Genomic DNA, 21981 nt, shown 5'->3' on the forward strand with positions numbered 1-21981 from the left:
TCAATTATACTTTAGAAGTATAAAGCCGCTATTATAAAAGCACGACGTTATAAAATACTTTGTGAAGAATATCAAAATTTAAACTCCGAAAAAGAGTAAATATGAATAAGATTTATACTTACAGTTCCTGCAGCCGCAAGTCTTTGGCAATGCTGATTATGGGACTTATAGCTGGCCTACAGCTTTTATCGTTTGCTTTTGCACCTGGAGCCGCTGCATACAGCACGGAATACCGGAAAAGCAACAACATTACCACTATAGCACAGCCCGCTGAAGCAGCTGCCCTGATAACAAATGTTTCGGCGAGTAGCGGTAAGAGTTACGTGGTTACTGATTTGGCAACAGGTAAGCTCATGTATACCGACCGCACTTATCAGATTACATCCGTGCCATCCGCACTGACAGGCGCTACGCTTATCGAGACGGCCAATGACGATAAAAAGAGTACCAGTTCTTCACTGCTCTCTTTCGACCTGTCAGAGCAGTCTACTATTTATGTGGCTTACGACCCCAGAGCTACAACACTTCCTTCCTGGCTCAGCGGCTGGCAGAAGCTCACTGACAAATTAGGGGTAGATGATTCGCAGATAAGCAGCATGGTCTTGTATAGCAAGACCTTTGATGCAGGAGAAGTGACTTTAGGCGGTAATCTGGCAAGTCCGGCAAAAGGTGCTGAGACGAACTATCTCATAATAGCCAAGCAAACTGCCATCACACCCGCGTCTACAGGATTGGTAACGGATGTTTCGGCCAGCAGCGGCAAAAACTATGTGGTTACGGAGTTGGCGGCAGGCAAGCTCATGTATACCGACCGTACCTATAAAATCACTACAGTACCATCCTCCCTTACTGGCGCTACACTTATTGAGACGGCCAATGACGATAAAAAGAGCACCAGCACCTCGCTGCTTAGCTTTAACCTGTCGGAGCAGTCTGTTGTATATGTGGCTTACGACCCGCGCGGCACCACGCTGCCAAGCTGGCTCAGCGGCTGGCAAAAGCTCACCGATAAATTAGGTGTGGATGACTCGCAGATAAGCAACATGGACCTGTATAGCAAGACTTTTGCTGCAGGAGAAGTGGTTTTAGGTGGTAATCTGGCTAGCCCGGCAAAAGGTGCCCAGACGAATTATCTGGTCATAGCTAAGCAAACTGCTACGCCGCCTACATCTACAGCATTAGTAACAGGTGTGGTTGCCAGCAGCGGTAAGAAATATGTGGTTACGGATTTGGCAGCAGGTAAACTCATGTATACCGACCGTACTTACAAAATCACTACAGTGCCATCCGTGCTGACAAGCGCTACGCTTATCCAGACGGCTAACGACGACAAGTATAATACCAGCACTTCACTGCTTAGCTTCAACCTGTCGGAGCAGTCTGTTGTGTATGTGGCTTACGACCCGCGCGGCACCACGCTACCAGGCTGGCTGAGCGGCTGGCAGAAGCTCACTGACAGGCTGGGTGTGGATGACTCGCAGATAAGCAATATGGACTTGTATAGTATGTCCTTTCCGGCTGGTAAAGTGAGCCTGGGCGGTAACCTGGCAAGTCCGGCAAAAGGTGCAGCGAACAATTACCTGGTAATTGCTAAGCGGGAAGACGTAGCGGTTAAATCACTGTCTTTTACCACGACTTCATTAAATTACACCGCAGTGCAGGGAGGTACCGTTTCTGCTCAGTCTACACAGCTATCAGCGAGCCAGGGTACACCAACTATTACGCTTAGTAAAACCAGCGCTACCTGGCTGACCCTGCCAAATGCCGGACTTGGCACAGTAACTTTCGGCTCCTCTAACATCAGCACGAATCTTACGCCCGGCACTTACCAGGCAACGGTAACGGCTTCGGCAGACGGTTATACATCCGCCAGTCTACGCATAACACTGACCGTAACAGCTCCTCCAGCTTCTTCTTCGGAGGTGAATATAAACTTTCAGCTGGCTTCCACATCCACGCCTTCGGGCTATACAGCGGATGCCGGCCAGGCTTATAGCTCAGCACGCGGCTACGGCTGGCTGGATGCGGCTACCGGACAACCAAAAGATATAACGGCTAGCATGCGCCAGCGATCAGGTACAGACGAACTGCGCCTGCGTACGTTCGCGCAAATGCAGGACACGCCGAGCAGCTGGGAGTATGCAGTGCCCAATGGCATGTATAATGTAACGGTAAGTGCCGGCGATCCGAGCTACTTCGACAGCAAACATCAGGTAAACGTAGAAGGTATACCAGCCATTTCTGGATTTGTGCCAAGCAGTACAGAGAAGTATCGCTCCGGTACTGTAACAGTAGAGGTGAAAGACGGTAAGCTGACCATAGATGCTGCAGGCGGACAGAACACAAAACTAAACTATGCACTCATCAGTCCGTCCACAGCCGGTAGCGATGACATTGCGCCTATTGCCACTGTTAAACTATCCGGAACGCTGCAATCTGAAGGTGTATACCAAAACGAGGTACTGGTAACTATCAACGCATCAGATACCGGCGGTTCAGGACTGGCTTCCGTACAATACAGCCTGAACAGCGGCGCCTATACAGCTTATTCCGCTCCAATCAGAATCACGGCAGTGGGTAACTACACCATTCGCGCAAAAGCTACGGATAGAAGCGGCAACGTAACAGTATCTGATGTTACCAGCTTTAGCATAGAAAAGGCTGCAGCAAGCAACACATACATGTTTGTGGAGAATGCAGATAAATTCCCGGCTTTGGATGAAATGACCTTTTCTCTTATACAGATACCCTGGAGACGTGATAACGGCGATGGTACCTATACTGCTTACAATGCTAACCACAACCAGGTAAAATTAAAGATTAGCAATAAAGGCAAAGGAACACTTATCGTGAGCGATCTGGCACTGTCTAATAACAATGCCTGGAAAATTGAATCTTTAAACGGAGCTGCTTACGATGCCTCTGCGGCAACGCCATTTAGCGTTGGCCCCGGTGCCTCCGCAGTAGCAGTAATAGAGTTCATTGCCAAAGATCAGGCTACGCGGGTGAAGGTGCTGAACGATACACTTTATATTCACTCGAATGATGATTTGGCTCCTTTCAAAAAAGTAGTATTACGTGGTCTCTGGCAAAAGGCAGGAGAGGGTAACAACGAACCTTGGGCACAAGAAATCATCAGAGCTTTTGGCTTTAAAACAAGAACAGGGTATAGCCATGACGATGGTAGTATAGATGGTAACACTATAGTGCCAAATTCGGATGAAATCATAACCCCTTTCTTTGTAAAAGCAGATCCAAGCAAGGACATTATCCTCACGCAAATGGCTGCTTACCATGGTTGCTGTGCGGCAACCGAAAAGATCCAATGGTATGCTAAGAATACAAGCACCTTTACAACGGTGTTTACCCACAACTCATTGGATGGGCAATCGCTTCTTCCACGTAAAAGCGGTTCTTCAACGGTGCTGGCACAGGGCAAAATAACTGCTATAGGAGCCTTTGGGATTAGAACAGGGAAATCCTATTCAGACAGAACAAAGAACTTTGAGGGTAAACTGGCAATGCGCATCTGGAAGGCAGTAGACAGCAATGGTAACGTAATTCCCAATGCTTATATTATTGGTTCAGACTACCTGGGCACTTCATTTACCAACTACGACTACCAGGATAATGTGTATTACATAACCAACGTGAGGCCTGAAACCGGATCAGCCAATTACTCGGAGCTGGCTGCAGCGCCTTCAGCTGTCTATTTTGATGCGCTACAGGCTGGAAGCAGCAAAACAATGAGCATCAGCCTCAGCAATTCAGGCGAAATGTATGAGAGCGGTAATGATCCGGCCATTCAGATTAAGGGAGTTGAACTGGTTGGGCCTGACTATGATGAATTCTCTTTTACGATGCCGTCGGCTACCGTGCTGGCAGCCCAAGCTTCTACGAGTATTTCAGTTAAGTTTAACCCGAAAACGCTGGGTATAAAAAATGCAGCTTTGCTGGTGCATTACAACAGCGGGGCTTCGCCGCTTCGCATACCGCTCTATGGTATTGCCAATACCAGCAGTGCAGCCATTTCATTGGTGAAACGCATCAAAGGCGGTTCCGATAACAGCATAACGATACAGGGAAATGTATGGGAATCGGATGCTAATTATCGCAAGGGATCTGTTAGACTGGATAAACAGGTGGTAACGACACCAATAGCATCCACGGATGAAGATGTGCTCTATCAGACATATCTCTCTGCCGCCACAGATCTGGCTGAGACACGATTTGAGGTACCACTGGCTAATGGAAGTTATAGGGTACGCTTACACTTTGTAGAAAACTATTTCTCATCTACAGGTGCCAGGGTATTTAATACGACCATAGAGAACTCGCTGCAGCTGGCTAACTTCGATATTTACCGGGAAGTCGGATACAGGGCTGCTTTGGTGAAGGATTTTGAAGTGAACATAACAGATGGTGTTCTGAACCTCAAGTTTAATCCAACTGTAAACCGATTGGCATTAGCGGGTGTCGAAATCTATAAGGTTACGGCTACTTCCAGCCTGGCCGCACAGTCGGCTTCGGAAAGCGCTCTTGTGGCGGAAGAGGATGCCTTAGGCAAGCAAGGACAAGGCCTGCGCCTGTATCCTAACCCGAATGCTGGTGACAAGGTAATGATAGAGTTGAACGGCTTTGCACCGCATGAGGTAGCTACAATTACCATGTATGATATAGCAGGCCGACAGGTAAGCTCCGGAACAACGGAAACCGACGGACAAGGGGCTGCTATAAAGGAGATGTCTATTGCAGGAAATGCGAGCAGGGGAGTTTACCTGATAAAAGCTGTTTCCGCATCGGGGCAGGCACAGAGCAAATTACTTATCGCACGTTAACAATAGCATAAAACAAAAAAGGGCTGTAGACATACAGCCCTTTTTTGTTTTATGCTAACCTAAACTGCCGAAAACACAGGTTTAGACAACAATGAGAGAGCCCTCTAGCTTTGATGAATCTGGCAAATACGGATACGAAAATTATGTGGAATGCCTGGAAGGGAGCAGGAAAGTTAAAGTGCCTGTTATGTAATAGAGACCGAAGTATAAAAAGTAAGTAAAAGAATTAATTGTATAATTAAAGATTAAATTTAAAATAGCTAATATTATAGACAAAATAATCTTGTCAGCGTACTAGCATCGTAAGTGTTTAAACATTAATTTAAAGTCCTTATCCTAATAAGAGATGGTTACCTGAAATGCTTTAAACATTTAGGGGAAGTATAAAATAGAGAGCAGGTACAGTTAAGGATTGCTTCAACTTCAGCACTCTATGGCGCGAAAGACAAAATTTCTTAAGATGTAGCTTGTTGAGAACGAGCGCTTTAAAAATGAATTAGAAATAAATTAAATTTATTATATGAAATTTAATCATTTTTTTGTGCAAGTTACGTACTGTAAATTTGTAAATTATATAATTCAATAATACAACACATCAGGAGAGCAGTCGTGAAAAAGGAGCAGCACTCATTTCTTACAATGCAATTAAATAACATAATCATCTTGCAATCTATATTTCCTGCAATACACTACCGTTTAGTACCTGCTTTGAAATAGAACAGGCACTAAACGGTAGTGTATTGCAGGCTTTAATTACCTGAAAGTTTTAAATATAAACCAGGTATAGTATGATACTATACTAAAATAATGCTGATAAAACAATTAAGCGAGAGCTGGAATGGAAAGAACTATACTAAAGCATACCTTATCTATGAACCTTAATTTTAATCTAAAGGTGCTGCTGCCTGTTAAGCACCTTTTTCTATCATTATTTTTGCTTCTACTTCTGCTGCCACTATTTAATTCTCCTGTTTCTGGAGCAGAGCTTCCTGTACATCTGGATTTTAATGCAGGTGTGCCGGGCACGGTGGCAGACGCATCAGGCCAGGGAACAGGTTTTGAGGTGGTGGCTCCTTTCTCGGGTGCTCGTCTGTCTGAGGATGGCGCACCTTCGGATGCTTCACGTCCATGGTATGAACCTTCACGGTTATCACTCACCAACGGACAGCTGAAAATAACTACAAACAAGGGTATAGCCTTTCAGTCCAATAACAATCAGCTTAATGTGCTTTCAATATCAGCCGACGGGAGCAAAGGCCTGGTTGCTGAAGCAACACTGGTGCGCCCTTACTACGGAACGTCTTCACAGCAGGCAGGAGTATGGGTAGGGTTGAACGATCACACTTATATAAAATTGGTTGTGAACGGTAACCGCGTAGAACTGCAACGGGAAATTAATGATGTTTCGGCCGGAAGTGGTTCAACTGACCAGCGGCAGACGAGCTACCTGAGTGGGCTTAATACACAGACGGTGCGGCTGCGGCTTGTGGTAGATGCGGCTACCGGCAAAGCCGAAGGCTTTTACTCAACTGATGGGGTAAATTATAAAAGTACGGGAGCGGGCTATACAGAGCCCTGGCTGAGCGTATACGGCACGGGCCTGATTAGTTCGCAGGTGCTGTGCGGCGTGTTGTCTACTCACCGAAATGCAGGCACACCCATTACTTATACTTTCGATGACTTCAGTCTCAGTGCATTGGTTAATACTACAACATCTGAGCTTGCAACACAAGATGTAAAGATAAACTTTCAACTGGCCTCCACTTTCACGCCTTCGGGTTATACAGCGGATGCCGGGCAGGCTTATAGCTCAGACCGCGGCTATGGGTGGGTAGATCCGGTAACAGGCCAGCCCAAAGACCAGACCGCCAGTATGCGGGAGCGCACGGGCACTGAAGATGTAAGACTACGCACTTTTGCACAGATGCAGGCGACTACCAACGGCCAGACACCCGGCAGCTGGGAGTATGCGCTGCCCAATGGTGTCTATAATGTAACGGTAAGTGCCGGCGACCCAGACTACTACGACAGCAAACATCAGGTGAATGTGGAAGGCGTGGCGGCTATTACCGGGTTTGTGCCAACCAAAACAGTGAAGTACCGCACCGGCACTGTAACAGTAGAGGTAAAAGATGGCAAGCTGACCATAGATGCCGCAGGCGGTCAGAATACAAAACTAAATTATGTGCTGGTAAGCCCGGTTCCGGCGCTGGCATTTTCAACTGACACGTTAAGTTATACTGTAGTACAGGGGGGAGCAGTGTCTCCACAATCCACAGAATTGTCAGCTAATGTTGGCGCACCTGCTGTTAGCCTGGGCAAGCCGGCAGGGGCAGACTGGCTGACCTTACCTGCCGCTGCCTTGGGTACACTTACTTTCGGCCCGGAAAACATCAGCACGAGCCTTACACCCGGCACTTACCGGGCCACGGTAGCGGCTTCGGCAGACGGCTATACTTCAGACAGTTTACGCATAACGCTGACCATAACAGCACCTCCTGCTCCTGCTTCAAAGGTGAATATAAACTTTCAGCTGGCCTCCACATCCACACCGTCCGGATATGTGGGCGATGCAGGCCTTGCCTTTGATGTTGCCCGCGGCTACGGGTGGGTAGATCCGGTGACAGGCCAGCCCAAAGACCAGACCGCCAGTATGCGCGAGCGCACGGGCACTGAAGATGTAAGACTGCGCACTTTTGCACAGATGCAGGCGACTACCAACGGCCAGACACCCGGCAGCTGGGAGTATGCGCTGCCCAATGGTGTCTATAATGTAACGGTAAGTGCCGGCGACCCAGACTACTACGACAGCAAACATCAGGTGAATGTGGAAGGCGTGGCGGCTATTACCGGGTTTGTGCCAACCAAAACAGTGAAGTACCGCACCGGCACTGTAACAGTAGAGGTAAAAGATGGCAAGCTGACCATAGATGCCGCAGGCGGTCAGAACACAAAACTAAATTATGCCCTCATCAGCCCATCGGTTCAGGCCGTTAAGGAATTATCTTTCTCTCCGGTGTCATTGGATTTTACGGCTGACAAAGGGGTAGCAGTCACCGGCCAAACCACAAAGCTTTCTGCCTCCACAGGAACTCCGGCTGTCAGCCTGAGCAAATCGACAGGGGCAGACTGGCTGACCTTGCCTGCCGCTGCCTTGGGTACGCTTACTTTCGGCCCGGAAAACATCAACACGAACCTTACACCCGGCACTTACCAGGCAACGGTAACGGCTTCAGCTACCGGCTATACTTCAGCAGATTTACATATTACCCTGACCGTAACACAGCCTGCGTCAGCCCAGGACATCAATGTTAATTTTCAGCTTGCCGGATCTGCAACGCCTGAAGGTTATGTGGCCGAAACAGGTCTTGCTTTTGATACTTTCCGCGGCTACGGGTGGGTAGATCCGGTAACAGGCCAGCCCAAAGACCAGACTGCCAGTATGCGGGAGCGCACGGGCACTGAGGATGTACGACTGAGGACACTTGCACAGATGCAGGCGACTACCAGTGGCCAGACACCCGGCAGCTGGGAGTATGTGCTGCCGAGTGGCACCTACAACGTAACAGTAAGTGCCGGCGACCCGGATTACATCGACAGCAAACATCAGGTAAACGTAGAGGGTGTGCCGGCTATTTCAGGTTTTGTACCATCCAAACAGGATAAATATCGAATTAACACAGTAACAGTAGAAGTAAAAGATGGCAGGCTTACCATAGATGCTACAGGTGGCCAGAATACCAAACTTAACTATGTTTTAGTAGCGCAGGTGCCTGAAAGTGAATTGATGAGGCCACGGGTTACGGCAGTGAGACCTGCTGATGATGCAACCGATGTGGCCCTGGATGAATCGGTGTCGGTTGATTTGGAATTTCCAAGCGGCGTATCGCTGGATGGCAGCACAGTGAATCCAAACACTGTAAAGCTGTATACTATTGCTTTGGGAGGCGGGGAAGAGGTGTCGGGTACTGCTGTCAACACAACAGGCGGCGGCGATGCTATCACGCTTTCTGCCACACTTAAGCCCAGCACCACCTATGAATTTCAGATAACGGATCAGGTGAAGGATATGAATGGCAATCCGATGGTTGCCTTCTCTTCCCGCTTTACAACCACCAGCAACACGCCTGAAACTCCTACTGATTTGGCGGGTGTGTCATTCACAGAAATAACCTTAATTGATAATGATTTTGGTGCACATGGGTTTACCAGCCTGGTAATAGGGCCCGACCACAGGCTGTATGCCACAACCTCTCAAGGGAAAATCGAGCGGTGGGATATCAACCCGGATGGCACCATTACAAACCATATTACCATCGCGCCTTTCGGTGACGACAGGCGACTGCTGATAGGTTTGCGCTTTGACCCGGCAGCCACGGCTACTAATCTGGTAGCTTGGATCACGCATTCGGCACCGCAGTTTATGAATGCCCCCGACTGGTCTGGCAAGGTTTCAAAAATCATCCTGAATACTCCTTTGGCGCCTCAGGTAATTGATTATGTTGTAAACCTGCCAAGGTCTTATAAAGATCATTCGACCAATGGTATCGATTTTGGCCCGGATGGTGCTTTATACTTTGTTCAGGGCAGTAACTCTGGTATGGGAGCTCCTGATGGTGCCTGGGGAAATAGACCCGAAAGGTTGCTGAATGCAGCAGTGCTTCGCCTGGATGTTAACAAAGCTGACCAGATGGGCTTGCCTATAGATGTTAAGACTGAAGAAGGCGGAACTTACAATCCGTATGCAGCGGATGCCCCGCTTACCCTTTATGCCACAGGCGTCAGAAATGCTTACGACCTGGTATGGCATTCAAACGGGCAGCTGTATGTGGCTACAAACGGCTCTGCAGCGGGTAGCAATACGCCTGCCCTTAACACTGGCTCAGTCTGGTCAAACGGGCAGCAGTATACCGGCCCCACAATAGAAGCTCTTTCTAACGTACGCGATACACAGGGCGATTTCCTGTTCAGAGTGCAGAAAGGCGGCTACTATGGCCATCCGAATGAATTGCGTCATGAGTACATTATGGGAGGCGGTAATCCAACTGAAAGAGAGGATCCGAATGAAGTGGTCTGGACGATTAATGGCGTAAACTATGGCTACCCGGTGGGTACACCTACAGAGCCCAACTATCGCGGGTGGGCGTATGACTTTGGCTTAAATATTTCGCCGAACGGCGCGATAGAGTACAAGAGCAATGCTTTTGACGGAGCATTGAAGGGTAAGCTGATGGTATGCCGCTTTAGTGGTGGTGACGACATCATTGTGCTGGAACCAGGTGTTACAAACACAGACATCATCCGGGCAACAGAAGGCATTAAGGTTCCGGGGCTGCGCCGTCCGTTTTCTAACCCGCTGGACGTGATTGAGGATGTTTATACCGGTAACCTGTATTTGTCTGAATATTACGACGGCAACGGTGATGGCAGGCCACGCATTACGCTCTTAAAAGCAGATAAATCTGCTGTGTCAGCAACGCAGAGCATCTCCAATGCCTTAAAAGCTGCTGCTGTAGATACGGCAGTGGTGGCAGATGGCTATGAAATGCGGGTTTGGCCGAACCCAAGCACAGGTGACCGGGTGCAGGTAGAATTGCACGGCTTCAGACCACACGAGGCAGTAAAGGTAATGATGTATGACGTGGCAGGGCAGGAAGTGCAGTCCAGGAGCGTAGAAACTGATGGTACAGGCGCCGTGATAACAGAGTTGCCCGTACCAAACGGCACGATACAAGGTGTATACCTGGTGCGTGCGGCTTCGCCTTCGGGCAAGGCACAGGGCAAGCTGGTGGTTGTACGCTAGTACCTGTTTCAAATAAAACGAAGAAGGGCCGGTTATGCTGGCCCTTCTTCGTTTTTAGGCTGGAATGGTCGTACGCTTAATACAACTAGGGCAGCAAGTATAGATTATCTTCCTGCAATGCAGCTTACAAGGTTGGTGGCGAACTGAATCAGGCCGGAGCGTGTTCAGCAGGAAGGTTCTTTGTGTATTTACCACATCACTGTTCCAGGTAAGGTGCATGAGGCCAGTCTAGGAGAAGTAAAGCTGCACCATGTCTTACACAAGTATAAATAAGCATTTAAAGAAGTTAACACAACGTGTGCCGGCTGCCCGCATAAGCCGTAAGGTATGGCCGGGACTGCTGGTGGTACTGACCGGCATATTTCTGGCCGGTGCCACGCAGCCTGAAGCTGACATACAACCTATTGTGCTTCGTGCAGAGCCTTTGCCGTTTACGCCAAAGGAATTTTATATTGCAACCGTAATAGACGAGCGCAAAGATCCTGCTGCCATAGCTTATCTTTTGCCCGAAGCCAGTACTACGGCGAAACCCGCTGCGCGGCCTGTTGATTTGCAGGGAGGTGGCTTGAAGGCCATCCGGCAGTATATACAAAAAAGCATGCCGGCCAACACGAAGCTGCGCCCCATAACCATACGCCTGAAAGAATGCCGCGTAACAGAAACACCCGGTGATAAGGGCCGTGTGCAGGGACATGTGGCGGTGGCTATGGGGTTCGAGTTGCAGCAGCAGGGCGAAGAAGAGCCGGTGCAGTTGCTGACTTATAAGGGAGGCGCTAAGTATAACCGGCCAGCAAATCAGCTGTCCGTAGTGGAGCCGGTGCTCCGGCAGTCGCTGGCCGATGCATTAACATACTTAAACACCTGGATGAACCAGGAAGCCGGCCGCAATCCGAAGCTGGCCAAAAGTTTAACCGTGTCGGTAAAAGATTATACCCGCAATGCAGATGATGATACGGTATTTTATGCTGTAAGCCGGCCGTTGGTATGGGATGACTTCCGTGCCAGCCCCAATACAACAAGCCACTTTGCCGCCTCTGTTTTCCCGGGCTTTGCCTACGAGGGCCAGGCTGAAGTTGAAGACGGTATTATTAAGCTTGATATTACCATGAAAGTATACGTACTGCGGAGTTCATCGTGGGTAAAGGCAGCGGCCCGCAATTCTTACAGCCTGAACCACGAGCAGCGGCATTTTGACATCGTAAAACTGGTGGCCGAGCGCTTTAAGCAGAAAATGAAACCTGAGAATCTTACCCTGGAAGATTACAACAGCATCATGCAATACCAGTACATTGAATCGTTCCGGGAGATGAACCACCTGCAGGAGCAGTATGACGGTGAAACCCGCCATGGTATTGATGAGGCCGCCCAGCAACAATGGAACAATCGTATAGATAAAGAACTGCGCTCCTTCGGCATCAAATAATAAAATTTTACTGATGGTTTTCCGGCTATCCTTTCCGGGCAGGTATAAATTTTGTGCTTGCGGTCCGGTTACTATTCCATAATTTGGCGCCATGTATACACGGGAACAGGCCTCACAGCTCCGGCAGGCTTTCTGGACAACTTTCGGGCAGTACATTGCGCCACTGCTTTCTGCGGAAGGCCTGAAAACGAACTGGCTAAATTACCGGACAGGGGTAAAGTATGTGAACTTCAGGATGCACGCCGGTAAAAACACAGCTTCCATCGCCATCGAACTGACACACCCCGACATTGAATTGCAGCAGCTTTTTTTCGAACAGTTTGAGGAGCTCAGAAATGTGCTGCACAGTTGCCTGGGCGAAGAGTGGGAGTGGCTTTTGCACGTAACCAACGACGAAGGCAGGGTTATCAGTAAGATCTATAAGGAGATAGCAGCTGTCAATGTTTTTGACCGGAACGACTGGCCGGCACTCATTTCTTTCTTTAAACCGCGCATTATTGCCCTGGATGCGTTCTGGAGCGATGCCAGGTACACGTTTGAGGCACTGTAACTAAGCGTTCTTTTTCGGATAGTTTACCTGTGCCTGCTGTGCACGGCAGCAGACTGGAGTTTATACTTAGCTTCGATTTTCCGGTTGGGTGCATGCTTATACTTTCAGGCCAGCGCCAGTATGCAGAATGCATTCAGCCTCATCGGAGCAGCCTTGCCGGGCAAACGCTCAAAAGCAAAAGCCGCCCCGACAGAGCTGTCAGGGTGGCTTAAGTATGAAAATGTGTTCCTAAAGTTTAATGATGCTGCCGCTGCAGCGAAGCAATTTCCTTGTTGAGCTCTTCTACACGGTTCATCTCTGTCTGAAGTTCTCTTTTAAGCTTCAGCTCTTTTTCGCGGTAGGTTTTTTTGCACTCGTTCAGTTCCTGTTCCATCTCATCGGCAGCACGTTGCTTTGCATCTGTTACCTGCTTGCTTCTCCTGTAAATTGCCATTATCACGGCCAGCAATACCAGCAGCGCCAGGATAATAATAGCCGATAAAAGCACGTACAGCTGCTTTGGCATATCGAGGCCCAGCACCGAAATGTTGGCAATAGCACTGGCGCTTTTCTGCACTTCCTGCTCTTTCTGCGCATTCTCTGCTTTTAAAACCTGCAGTTGCTTTTGCTGCTGTGCAATGGTTGCCTGCGCCTCTGCCAGATCCTGCCGCGTTTCCTTGCTTCCATCCAGCAGTTTCTTTTCGCTTTGCTCCATGGTGCGCTGCACGTTTTCCCAGAAAGCATCCAGCTCCCTTACGTTCACAACTTTATACGCCTCTCCTTTCTCCCGGTAAGAGTTAGAATTATCCTTAAGTTTATTAAACTGGCTGGCCAACCCATTGGAGGCAGGTGCAGCCGCTGTTTTTTTGGTTCCCTGGGCCATGGCGCCAGCGGAAAACAAAACGAGCAACAGGGGTAGAAAAAATGCCTTCATCATGTTTAAATTTAGTACTTCAATCCTGATTTTGCAAATAAAACAGCTGCTGCAGCAATTATACGCCTGGCTTATACGGGATTAACCTACTCAGGCGAAATGATTTGGCCACAGGGCTTGAACATACTTTATACTTAACAACGCCTTGTATCTGCTTGCTGGGTGCTGTAAATCAAAGAGAGAGCAGGCAGCTTAAAGTATTACTGGTATAACGTGTGCATCCGAATCTCCTCAAATAACTCACTTCGTACGGCTTTATTGCAGTTCTGGCGATAAAAAACGGGGCAAGCGGCAGCTTGTGCCATCAGGCAGCCTAATCCTTGCCGGATTCATAATAACAAAGGCCTTCGCTGATGTCTTTGTCTTTGGGCGGTGTGGGATGGCTTGCTGTTTAACATGCCCGGCGCGGATGCAGCGCTACCATTGCTTTTTATACTATTTACCTCAGACATAATTTTTTACGGCAGATCAGGTCTTGCTGCACGTTTTTAAGCAATTTCTTGTTTATCGGGTATGGAATTTTTTGTAGAAAGAGGCTCAGTTGTGAGGCAGATCTGGGGAAAGGGAGATACCATCCTGTTTATCTTTGCAGGCGCCTCTGCTGAATTTGCCCTCAACAAAGCCGTAGATTGGTTATACTTTACAGGGCGTCTTCCCGCCGATCCGCTCGGTAGGCTGTTCTCTACGGTAGCCTATGCGCGGCAGATTGTTTTTTCTGAGCTGGCGGAAGCCCATCAGGCGATTGATAAAATGACGGCCATACATGCAGGCGTAGAGGCAAAGCGGGGTGCATCCATACCTGACTGGGCTTACCGCGACGTGCTCTTTATGCTTATCGACTACTCCATTCGTTCGTTTGAGGTACTGGAGCGCCAACTTACAGAGGCAGAAAAAGCAGAAGTATTTGAGGTATTTAACCGTGTTGGCAACCGCATGGGCATCAAAGGCTTGCCTGATAATTACCGGGATTGGCTGCTGATGCGGGAAGATCACCTGCGGGAAAACCTGGAGCGGAGCTGGCATTCTGATGATTTGTACAGGCAATACCGCAAACATCTGGGTTGGGTGAGGTATAGACTGCTGCTGGAGGCACAAGTGCTGGTAGTACCGCAGCAGGTAAACCGGCTCCTGAAGTTAGGACAGTTCTCGCTGCTGCAGCCGGTGTTGCTCTTGTATAAATTCAGCCGGAAGCTGCGCCTGGAGTGGCTCCTGAAAGCGGTTGTGCTGCCCCCGGCTTACAAATCCGAAATTAAGGCCCTGGACAGCATGCCGTCCTGAGGCAACAGCCCGATGGCTATGTATAGCTTTAATAAAGTATAGATACAAGTATAAACAAGGCAAGGCGACATGCTGCATCAGGCTGATTTTCTTTTCCATGGCGCACTCAACGATTTTTTGCCACAAACGAGCAGACATACCCTGCTGCGTTATACTTTCCGCGATGCGCCTGCGGTAAAAGATGCCATCGAAGCTATAGGTGTGCCGCACCCGGAGGTAGAAGTGGCGCTGGTTAATGACGTGCCGGTAACTTTGCTGCACCCCTTGCGCCCGCATGATCAGGTAGCGTTGTTTCCGGCTGGCCCTGAGTATACCTGGCCGGCGGGGTATGCCTTAAAGGCCAGAACGCCTCCGGAGATTAAATTTGTGCTGGATGTACACCTTGGCAAACTGGCCAGATTGCTGCGGATGCTGGGTTTTGATACCTGTTACGAGAACCATTACGCAGATAAAACGATTGCCCGCATTGCCGAGCAGGACAACCGCATGGTGCTGACCCGCGACGTTGGCCTGCTCAAGCAAAAAATAATTGAATGGGGCCACTGGCTGCGATCGCAGCAACCCGGAGAGCAGTTGGCAGAAGTGATACATTACTATGAACTGGCGGGGAAGTTCAGGCCCTTTGAGCGGTGCATGGCCTGCAACGGAAAAATAACGCAAGTATCCAAAGCAGCCATTCTGGACAAACTGCCTCCGAAAACAAAAATGTATTTTAATGAATTCTTTCAGTGCCTCTGCTGTAAACGCATCTACTGGAAAGGCTCGCATTACGAACGGATGCAGCAGTTTGTGGTGCAGCTTCAACAGCAATGATAATTGTTGCCTTACACCTGATATTGCTAAAAATCCCTCCTACTGTATTCTGCAGGAGGGATTTTCTTAAAGAGGTAAAGTATGATTGATGCTCTTTTTGTCACCTTAAAAATATCCTGTGGTGATAAGCAGGTAGTCTGCAAAAACCTTTCAGGTTAGCAGAACGGCTAAACCAGCGCCATACCTGATCTGTGGCTTTGTATTTATGCCTTATCAGCAAAGTTAAAGTGTTTCAGGCCCAGGGTTTCGCTGGTGTACGCCCGTATTTCGTCGCAGAGCATGGGGTTGCCAGCCAGCGACTGCCCATAAGACGGTATCATCTCCTTTAATTTTTGCTGCCATTCCGGTGTGTTTACACGCTCCTTAAAGCAGCGCTGCAGGAGGCCTAGCATAATGGAAACAGATGTAGATGCGCCCGGCGATGCGCCCAGCAGGGCAGACATGGTGCCATCCGCAGAACTGACTACTTCGGTGCCAAACTCCAGAACGCCACCCTCCTTTGGATCTTCCTTGATAATTTGCACACGCTGCCCGGCCACCTCCAGCTTCCAGTCCGCTTTCACCGCTTTGGGCACAAACACCCGCAATGCTTCCATACGGTCGTCGGCTGATTGGCGCACCTGGTCAATAAGGTATTTGGTTAGCTTTAGATTATCCAGCCCGGCTTCGATCATCGGCACAATATTGCTGAACTTAATCGACCGTGGCAGGTCGAGGAGAGAGCCTTTTTTTAGGAATTTTGTGGAAAAGCCTGCATAGGGGCCGAACAAAAGAGCCTTTTCGCCGCCTATAACCCGGCTGTCGAGGTGCGGCACGGACATAGGAGGTGAGCCAACAGAAGCCAGGCCGTATACTTTGGCCTGGTGCTGCGCAACAACGGCCGGGTTCTGGCAGATCAGCCACTGGCCGCTCACCGGAAATCCGCCAAAGCCTTCAGCTTCCGGAATACCGGTTTTAAGGAGCAGCGGCAGTGCACCGCCACCAGCCCCAATGAATACAAACTTAGCATAAGCCTTTCTTTTCCGGCCTGTAGACAGGTCTTTTACTTTAATGCGCCACCTGCCATCCGGCTCCTGGCGCAGTTTGCGTACTTCGTGGTGCAGGTGCAGCGTCACGCCGTCCTTCTCCTTTAGCTGGTCGAACAGCTGCCGGGTGAGTGCGCCAAAGTTTACATCGGTGCCCAGCGCCATACGGGTGGCAGCAACTTTTTCAGATTTGTCGCGGCCTTTCATCACTAGGGGCATCCATGCTGTCAGCTGTTCAGGGTCTTCGGAATATTCCATCCCTCTGAACAGCGGCGACTTTATCATGGCATCGTGCCGCTTGCGCAGGAAATTTACGTTTTCGGCGCCTAGTACAAAGCTCATGTGCGGAATGCTGTTGATAAAAGCATGCGGTTCACTCAGAAAGCCCTGCTGCACCAGGTGTGCCCAGAACTGCCGCGAAACCTCAAAAGAATCCGCAATTTTAACCGCTTTGGAAATATCGATGGAGCCATCGGGGCGCTCGGGCGTGTAGTTGAGTTCGCAGAAGGCAGAGTGGCCGGTTCCGGCATTGTTCCAGGCATCCGTACTCTCTGCAGCCACGGTATCCAGGCGTTCAAAAATCTCAATCGATAAGTCTGGCTGTAGCTTTTTCAGCAATACGCCCAGGGTGGCGCTCATAATTCCGGCACCAACCAATATTATATCAGGGTTTGTTTCCGCAGGGTTATGTCTTGTCTTCATCATCAGTAAGTATAAGTCTAAAAGGATACGTAGAAAACCTGAAAGGGTGTTATTTGGGCATGGATGCGGCAGAATTATCCGCCTGCTGGCTGCTGTTCCTCTTAAAGTATAAAATGAATGTGCGCAGATTTATATTTAGAAAAACTGATGCAGATAAAATTTCCGGAAAGCATCAAGGCTTTTGCAAACCCCAGGTGCAGGGCAGCGGTATTTTAAAAAGCCTTGGTGTTCAGTGCATATGGCTTGTGTTTTCGTGTACAAAGCTGCTGTCTGCATCGGTTCTGGTTGCAGCAACGCAGCGTTCTTCGCATGCAGCAAACAATTTAAGTTGCATCTGCTAAGTATAAAAGCGCGTAAAATTTATTACTTATTTATAACTAACAGAAAAGAATCATGGCAAAACAAATGAATGCGGCTTTATATGAGAAGTTTGGCGGCTCCGAGAATATTAAAATAGGTACAATTGATGTCCCGGAGTTGCAGGAAGGCGAAGTGTTGGTACGGATAAAAGCTGCTGGTGTAAACCCGGTAGATTACGCGGTGCGGGAAGGCTACTTAAAGGATTTCCTGCCTACCAGGTTTCCCGTTATTCCGGGATGGGATATGGCAGGCGTGGTGGAAGATCGGGGTTTTAGTGCCCGAAGATTTAGCAAGGGCGATGAAGTATATGCGTACGCCCGCAGGCCTGTGGTACAGGATGGTACCTTTGCGGAGTACATCGTTATACCTGAAACTTACCTGGCCAAACGCCCCGGCAATATGAGTTGGGAAGAGGCTTCCGGCATTCCGCTTGTCGGCCTTACAGCTTATCAGTGCTTGTTTGATGCCGGAAATCTGCAGGAAAATCAAAGCGTTCTCATTCTGGGCGCATCAGGCGGGGTAGGCAGCATGGCCATCCAACTGGCCAAAGCAAAAGACGCCCGGGTAGTAGGTGTTGCCAGCGAGAAAAATCATGCTTACATGAAAGAGCTTGGTGCCGATTACACCATCACTTACCAGAACACACACGTTGGCGAGGCTGTAAAAGAAGTATTGCCGGATGGAGTAGATCTGATTTTTGACTGTACGGCCGGCGAAACTTTAACCCAAAGCCTGTCCGCCCTAAAGCCATCCGGAAAGCTTGTTTCTATCCTGAGCCACGGCGAAGGCCTTGACCCGCAGACGCAGTTCGAGTATGTGTTTGTAGAGCCAAATGCAAGTCAGCTGGATAGGTTGCGGGAACTGGCTGAAGCAGGAAAACTGCAGGTACATGTCAGCAGGACTTATACTTTAGATGAAACGGCAGAAGCGCTGGAGCAGGTCCATTCGCTGCACACCAGAGGAAAACTCGTTATCGTGCCATAGCAGCCATACTAGCTGCTGCTAAACTGAACAACAGCCCTGCCCGTACTTATTACATCGTTCCCGGCTGCTGGTGTTCAGCTAAAGAAATTATAACGCAGCGCCAGCGGAAATAATCGGCCATTGTGCTTACGGGCCTTAAGCGCACATAAAATGTGCCGGCATAATGATATAAAAGGATTTATGGAAAACTACGCTAAAATTGCAGATACAGGAAAGCGGCGCATCGTGATTGTTGGAGGCGGTTTTGGAGGTCTTGAACTGGCCGGTTCGCTGCAGGACGCGGATGTGCAGGTGGTGCTGATAGATAAAAACAACTACCACACATTTCAGCCGCTGCTGTACCAGGTGGCGACGGCAGGCATTGATGCCGACTCAATTGTGCATCCCTTTCGTAAAATTTTTGAAGGACAGGACAACTTTTATTTCAGGCTGGCGACAGTAGAACATGTAGATACGGAGCGGCAGGTGGTGGAGACCTCTATTGGCCTTATCAAGTATGATTTCCTGGTGATTGCCACAGGGGCGACCTCCAATTTTTTCGGAAACGCCCAGATGGAGCAGAATGCTATTTCAATGAAGAGCGTGGAGGATGCCATGGAGCTACGGAACACCATCCTCTACAACTTTGAAAAAGCCCTGCAACTCGACGATTGCGAACAGCAGAACAGCCTGATGGATTACGTAATTGTAGGTGGCGGCCCCACCGGGGTAGAACTGGCCGGTGCCCTGAGTGAGCTGCGCAGGCATGTATTCCCGAAAGATTACCGGGAACTCAACTTTAAGGAGATGGATATATACCTGATCCAGAGCGGGCCGCAGCTGCTGAAAGGAATGTCGGAAGAGGCATCGCAGAAATCGCTGGAGTACCTGCAAAAGTTTGGCGTAAATGTATGGCTGAACCGCCGGGTGCTGTCTTACGACGGCTATACCGTATCGCTTGACACAGGCGAGAAGCTCATCACGCGCACCCTGATATGGGCGGCAGGCGTAACGGGCGCGCCTCTACAGGGCCTCAGCAAAGATAGCCTGCTGCGCGGCAACCGCCTGCAGACAGACAGGTATAACCGTGTGGCCGGCTATGAAAATATTTTTGCCATAGGCGATGTGGCAGCGATGGTAACGGAAGAGAACCCGCAGGGCTATCCGATGCTGGCCCAGCCGGCCATACAGCAGGGGCATTTATTGGGCAAAAACCTGCAAAACCTGCTGGCCGGCAAACCGCTGGAAGCTTTTACTTACAACGACCAGGGCTCGATGGCAACCGTGGGGCGCAACCATGCCGTGGCCGATCTCAAAGTCTTTAAAAAGGACTTAAGGACACAGGGATTTATGGCTTGGCTGATATGGGTGTTCATCCACCTGACCTCCCTGGTTGGGTTCCGTAACCGCATGGCAATACTTCTGGACTGGATATGGAGCTATTTCACTTATGATACCGGCAACCGCCTGATTCTGGGCGGCAAGCATGTGAATATACCTGTAAAGGAAACGATTACACATAAGGCTGTAGAGTAGCGATTTAATCAGGCCATCATACCCGATTCAGGTTGGGGACTAATCTGCCAATCAGGGCTTAGCTGCAGCATTAAAAAGCCCTTACTTCAACGGGAAGCTGCTAATGAGTAGTAGTAAATAGCGTGGCACTTTCCTGTCGAGCCTGCCCTTACTTATACAAAGTGTTAGTTGCTGGTATTTCTCCCTTTGTAAATCAGATTTAGCTTTGATTTTAAGCTCTATAATTGGCTGTCTAAAACAAGATAATGAGAATCTTTATTCATTTAGTTTTTTGATTACTCTTGCTGGATTTCCCACAGCTAAAGTATCGGCTGGGATGTCTTTTGTGACTACCGTTCCTGCACCGATTACGGCTCTGTCTCCGATTGTTACACCGGGACAAATTGTTGCATGTCCGCCAATCCAGCATTCTTCGCCAATTGTTACAGGGAGGCAGTCTTCCCAAACTCTTCTATCTTCAATATTTAAAGGATGCCTTGCTGTATAAATATGGACGCCCGGAGCAATAAGAGTTTTCTTTCCTATCGTAACTTTTGCTCCATCTAGTATAACAGCTCCAAAATTGATAAAGACCTCATCTGCAGCAAAAATATTTTCTCCATAGTCACAGTAAAATGGTGGTTCAAGGTGTATATTTTTAGCTGAATTAGGACACAGTTCATGTATTGTATCTTGAAATTTGTCTGTGTAATATTCTGTTACATTTAGTTTATGAAGAATATGTTTAACCCTGGTGCGAATAGTAATCATCTCTTTACAATGTGCATCATAAGGCTCTCCCGCTAACATTTTTTCTTTTTCTGTTTTCATTTTACTATGTCTTTGAATAGGTTTGATTTTATTAAGAGCGAATATCAATCTGGAGGTATTTGGGGATTTGTCATACATGCAGCTAACGGGTTGGTATAGCAGATGGTGAGGCATAGCCGAAGCATACCTGCTATACTTTGTTATCTGCTTTTGTTTTTCTATTTCTTTGCTGATTCAAGCAACTCTGCCATCTGCTCATACCACTCAAGGAACGCTCCGTCTGGCTGAAACTTGCTCTTAAATTCTTGAAAGTATACTTCTGCTTTCTCGCTTCCTGAAGCTGCTGCAATCATCAGGCTGTTAGCCAATTTCATTTTCTTCTCTGTGTATTCTTCAGTCGCTCCATTCTGCGTTTGCCATTTTGTAGATTCATACTCTTGCAGCGACTGGTCGATTTGGTCTTGGCTGTACCTGGCTTCTGAGTTCAGTTTCTTTTCCCTTTTGAGTTTTCCATTCTCATAGTAGAAGTACTCAGTAAGCCACTTCTCTTTTACAAACTCCCTATTTTTACCTAAAGCCAGTAGCTCCAACTTTTGCAGTTGAAGCGTATCCTGGTCAAACCTGATTTCATACTCTTCAACTGCGCTCCAAAAGTCAATGATACTGTCCTTGCCGCACTCTGACAGCACAAACTCTGAGTACACTTTTCTTCCTTCTCGTAATTCAGGATAGCCACAGATGAGGAGTTTGCTGCGGTTGGAAAATATAAAAGCAGTATCGGGCTCTGATTCTGCATACTCAGAAGCTGCACATTTATTATAGTACCCTTCATCCGCACCTGTGCTACTAACTTCTTCTGTTTCCGCTACTTGCACTACGCCCTGCTGCTTAGGAGCACAACCAGCTATAAGTATGTAAAGAAGTATGTACAGATTCTTCATGATTTTTATTGCTACTAACTTATTGCTAAACGCAAACATACGCTTATCTGCCCTATGTATGATACAGATTTAAAGCTCCTTCTCTA

At 48.6% G+C, this 21981-nt stretch carries 14 protein-coding genes; 10 read left to right on the forward strand and 4 right to left on the reverse strand.

Annotated elements, in window-relative coordinates; all coding sequences use genetic code 11:
• Positions 1–101: 101 nt before the first annotated feature.
• From I2I11_RS14875 to I2I11_RS14895, 5 genes are all read left to right on the forward strand, one after another.
• Positions 102–4838 carry a malectin domain-containing carbohydrate-binding protein gene (locus tag I2I11_RS14875; protein WP_196268515.1) on the forward strand — a complete coding sequence of 1579 codons (4737 nt, stop codon included), beginning with the start codon at positions 102–104 and terminating at the stop codon, positions 4836–4838.
• Between the two features lie 934 nt (positions 4839–5772).
• Positions 5773–10641 (forward strand): Ig-like domain-containing protein, encoded by a 4869-nt coding sequence (locus I2I11_RS14880; protein ID WP_196268516.1) that lies wholly within the window; start codon positions 5773–5775, stop codon positions 10639–10641.
• Between the two features lie 250 nt (positions 10642–10891).
• The gene (locus tag I2I11_RS14885) at positions 10892–12064 is read left to right on the forward strand and encodes a hypothetical protein (RefSeq protein ID WP_230680316.1); all 1173 of its coding nucleotides are present in this window, start codon (positions 10892–10894) and stop codon (positions 12062–12064) included.
• A gap of 91 nt (positions 12065–12155) precedes the next feature.
• Complete coding sequence (locus tag I2I11_RS14890) at positions 12156–12614, forward strand: DUF4268 domain-containing protein (RefSeq protein WP_196268517.1); 459 nt, start codon at positions 12156–12158, stop codon at positions 12612–12614.
• A 38-nt stretch (positions 12615–12652) separates the two neighbouring features.
• Positions 12653–12826 (forward strand): hypothetical protein, encoded by a 174-nt coding sequence (locus I2I11_RS14895; protein ID WP_196268518.1) that lies wholly within the window; start codon positions 12653–12655, stop codon positions 12824–12826.
• 23 nt (positions 12827–12849) lie between these two features.
• Here the strand turns inward: I2I11_RS14895 and I2I11_RS14900 are convergent, their stop codons facing one another.
• Positions 12850–13530: a hypothetical protein gene (locus I2I11_RS14900; protein WP_230680317.1), complete on the reverse strand. Its 681-nt coding sequence runs from the start codon at positions 13528–13530 to the stop codon at positions 12850–12852.
• Between the two features lie 510 nt (positions 13531–14040).
• On the opposite strand from I2I11_RS14900, the gene I2I11_RS14905 reads away from it, so the two are divergent.
• On the forward strand, positions 14041–14805 hold the full coding sequence (locus tag I2I11_RS14905; RefSeq protein ID WP_196268519.1) for an oxygenase MpaB family protein: 765 nt from the start codon (positions 14041–14043) through the stop codon (positions 14803–14805).
• 69 nt (positions 14806–14874) lie between these two features.
• On the forward strand, positions 14875–15618 hold the full coding sequence (locus I2I11_RS14910; RefSeq protein WP_196268520.1) for a Mut7-C RNAse domain-containing protein: 744 nt from the start codon (positions 14875–14877) through the stop codon (positions 15616–15618).
• Between the two features lie 203 nt (positions 15619–15821).
• Here I2I11_RS14910 and I2I11_RS14915 read toward each other — a convergent pair whose 3' ends face one another.
• Positions 15822–17345: a malate:quinone oxidoreductase gene (locus I2I11_RS14915; protein ID WP_196268555.1), complete on the reverse strand. Its 1524-nt coding sequence runs from the start codon at positions 17343–17345 to the stop codon at positions 15822–15824.
• A gap of 59 nt (positions 17346–17404) precedes the next feature.
• Here I2I11_RS14915 and I2I11_RS14920 point away from each other — a divergent pair, with 59 nt between their 5' ends.
• The 3 genes from I2I11_RS14920 to I2I11_RS14930 all read left to right on the forward strand — a co-directional run bounded on the left by I2I11_RS14920 (position 17405) and on the right by I2I11_RS14930 (position 20204).
• On the forward strand, positions 17405–17686 hold the full coding sequence (locus tag I2I11_RS14920; protein ID WP_196268521.1) for a hypothetical protein: 282 nt from the start codon (positions 17405–17407) through the stop codon (positions 17684–17686).
• Between the two features lie 52 nt (positions 17687–17738).
• Positions 17739–18689: an NADP-dependent oxidoreductase gene (locus I2I11_RS14925; protein ID WP_196268522.1), complete on the forward strand. Its 951-nt coding sequence runs from the start codon at positions 17739–17741 to the stop codon at positions 18687–18689.
• Positions 18690–18869: 180 nt separating this feature from the next.
• Positions 18870–20204 (forward strand): NAD(P)/FAD-dependent oxidoreductase, encoded by a 1335-nt coding sequence (locus I2I11_RS14930; RefSeq protein ID WP_196268523.1) that lies wholly within the window; start codon positions 18870–18872, stop codon positions 20202–20204.
• A gap of 255 nt (positions 20205–20459) precedes the next feature.
• Here I2I11_RS14930 and I2I11_RS14935 read toward each other — a convergent pair whose 3' ends face one another.
• The gene (locus tag I2I11_RS14935) at positions 20460–21014 is read right to left on the reverse strand and encodes a sugar O-acetyltransferase (protein ID WP_196268524.1); all 555 of its coding nucleotides are present in this window, start codon (positions 21012–21014) and stop codon (positions 20460–20462) included.
• Between the two features lie 158 nt (positions 21015–21172).
• Complete coding sequence (locus tag I2I11_RS14940) at positions 21173–21895, reverse strand: hypothetical protein (RefSeq protein ID WP_196268525.1); 723 nt, start codon at positions 21893–21895, stop codon at positions 21173–21175.
• Positions 21896–21981 lie beyond the last annotated feature (86 nt).

The sequence above is a fragment of the Pontibacter rufus genome, from assembly GCF_015694705.1.
GTDB classification, from domain to species: Bacteria; Bacteroidota; Bacteroidia; order Cytophagales; family Hymenobacteraceae; genus Pontibacter; species Pontibacter rufus.

Coding starts and splice junctions, on each gene's coding strand:
- I2I11_RS14875 (WP_196268515.1), top strand. CDS start 102: ATGAATAAGATTTATACTTACAGTTCCTGCAGCCGCAAGTCTTTGGCA.
- I2I11_RS14890 (WP_196268517.1), top strand. CDS start 12,156: ATGTATACACGGGAACAGGCCTCACAGCTCCGGCAGGCTTTCTGGACA.
- I2I11_RS14920 (WP_196268521.1), top strand. CDS start 17,405: ATGGATGCGGCAGAATTATCCGCCTGCTGGCTGCTGTTCCTCTTAAAG.
- I2I11_RS14930 (WP_196268523.1), top strand. CDS start 18,870: ATGGAAAACTACGCTAAAATTGCAGATACAGGAAAGCGGCGCATCGTG.
- I2I11_RS14885 (WP_230680316.1), top strand. CDS start 10,892: ATGTCTTACACAAGTATAAATAAGCATTTAAAGAAGTTAACACAACGT.
- I2I11_RS14910 (WP_196268520.1), top strand. CDS start 14,875: ATGCTGCATCAGGCTGATTTTCTTTTCCATGGCGCACTCAACGATTTT.
- I2I11_RS14925 (WP_196268522.1), top strand. CDS start 17,739: ATGGCAAAACAAATGAATGCGGCTTTATATGAGAAGTTTGGCGGCTCC.
- I2I11_RS14905 (WP_196268519.1), top strand. CDS start 14,041: ATGGAATTTTTTGTAGAAAGAGGCTCAGTTGTGAGGCAGATCTGGGGA.
- I2I11_RS14915 (WP_196268555.1), bottom strand. CDS start 17,345: ATGAAGACAAGACATAACCCTGCGGAAACAAACCCTGATATAATATTG.
- I2I11_RS14900 (WP_230680317.1), bottom strand. CDS start 13,530: ATGATGAAGGCATTTTTTCTACCCCTGTTGCTCGTTTTGTTTTCCGCT.
- I2I11_RS14940 (WP_196268525.1), bottom strand. CDS start 21,895: ATGAAGAATCTGTACATACTTCTTTACATACTTATAGCTGGTTGTGCT.
- I2I11_RS14935 (WP_196268524.1), bottom strand. CDS start 21,014: ATGAAAACAGAAAAAGAAAAAATGTTAGCGGGAGAGCCTTATGATGCA.